This window comes from Streptomyces rubellomurinus, assembly GCF_000961885.1.
Classification (GTDB): domain Bacteria; phylum Actinomycetota; class Actinomycetes; order Streptomycetales; family Streptomycetaceae; genus Kitasatospora; species Kitasatospora rubellomurina.
This window is the reverse complement of the sequence record NZ_JZKH01000232.1, coordinates 1-1,653: the sequence shown is the minus strand read 5'-3', so window position 1 is coordinate 1,653 and position 1,653 is coordinate 1. Positions and strand designations below refer to the sequence as shown.

1 protein-coding gene is annotated in these 1,653 nt (G+C 76.1%); it reads right to left on the bottom strand.

Annotated elements, in window-relative coordinates; translation table 11 throughout:
- Positions 1-1,653: polyketide synthase dehydratase domain-containing protein (locus VM95_RS37475; RefSeq protein WP_157882309.1), on the bottom strand; the 1,653-nt coding region annotated here is incomplete at both ends.

The window sequence follows — 1,653 nt, the reverse complement described above, 5'->3', positions numbered from 1 at the left end:
CTGCACCAACCCCAACACCCACGCAACCACCTCGGCAGCAGAACCGCCGCCACACACCGCCACCACGACATCCGCCGCACCGACCTCACCCAACCCCCGCCACACCAGCCCCAACGCCCCCCACGAGGCATCCACCGACGCCCCCACCACCGCCCACCGCCCCACCAACTCCCCACCCGCCACCACCACCGGCCCCCACACCCCCCGGTACAGGTCCTCGCCCACCCGCCCGGCGGCGCGGAGCCGGTCCTCGGTGACGGGCCGCAACGCCAGCGACTCGACCGAGGCCACCGGGCGGCCCGCGTCGTCCGCGAGCCAGATCGACACCGCATCGCCCTCCGAACGGGCGATCCGCACCCGGGCGGTAGCCGCGCCGCCGGCCGCCACGGTGACGCCCGACCAGCTGAACGGGAGCCGCACCCCGTCCACCCGGTCCGCGTCGTCGTCCAGCAGCACGGCATGCAGGGCGGCGTCGAGCAGCGCGGGGTGCAGGGCGTACCGGCTCGCGCCGTCGCGCTGTTCGCCGTCCAGCCGCACGGTGGCGAAGAGTTCGTCGCCGCGCCGCCAGGCGGCGATCAGGCCCTGGAAGGCGGGCCCGTACGCATAGCCGGTCTCCGCGAGGCGCGGGTAGTGGCCGTCCAGCTCGATGCGTTCGGCACCGGCGGGTGGCCAGTCGCAGACGGCCCAGTCGGCGGCTCCGGTTCCACAGGCGGAGCCGGCCAGCGTGCCGGAGGCGTGCCGCACCCACGGCTGCTCGGCGGGCGCGCCGTCCGGCCGGGAGTAGACGTCGACGGACCGCCGTTCCCGGTCGTCCGCGCCGCCGACGACGACCTGAAGCGCCACCGCGTCCTGCGGGCCGAGGAGCAGCGGTTCGTGCAGGGTGAGTTCGTCCAGCCGCCCGCACCCCGCCTCGTCGCCCGCCCGCACCGCGAGCTCCACGAACGCGGTGCCCGGCAGCAGAACGGTCCCGGCGACCGCGTGGTCGGCCAGCCACGGGTGGGTGCGCAGCGAGAGCCGACCGGTGAGGACGTGGCCGCCGCCATCGGCGACCGCGACGGCCGCGCCGAGCAGCGGGTGCCCGGCGTCCGCGAGCCCGAGCCCGGCCGCGTCCCCGGCCGTGGCGCCGCTGCCCGCCAGCCAGTAGCGGCGGCGCTGGAAGGCGTAGGTGGGGAGTTGGACGGTCCGGGCGTCGGCCGGGAAGGCACGCCGCCAGTCCACGGGGACGCCGTGCGTCCAGGCCTCGGCGAGCGCGCGCATGAACCGCTCGGTCCCGCCCTCGTCCCGGCGCAGGGTACCCAGCGCGACGGCACTCCCCTCACCGCGCTCGATGCACTCGCCGACCCCGACGACGAGCACCGGGTGCGCGCTGATCTCGACGAACGCCCCGAGGCCCTGCCCCAGCAGGCCGGTGACGGCCTCGGCGAAGCGCACCGGCTGCCGCAGGTTGGTGTACCAGTACGCGGCGTCCAACCCCGTGGTGTCGATCGACGAGCCCGTCACCGTGGAATGGAACGGCACGGCCGCCGCCTGCGGGGCGATCCCGCTCAGCGCGGTGAGCAGTTCCTCCCGGATCGCCTCGACGTGCGGGCCGTGCGAGGCGTAGTCCACGTCGATCCGACGCGCCCGCTCGTGCCCGGCGACCAGCTGCTCCAA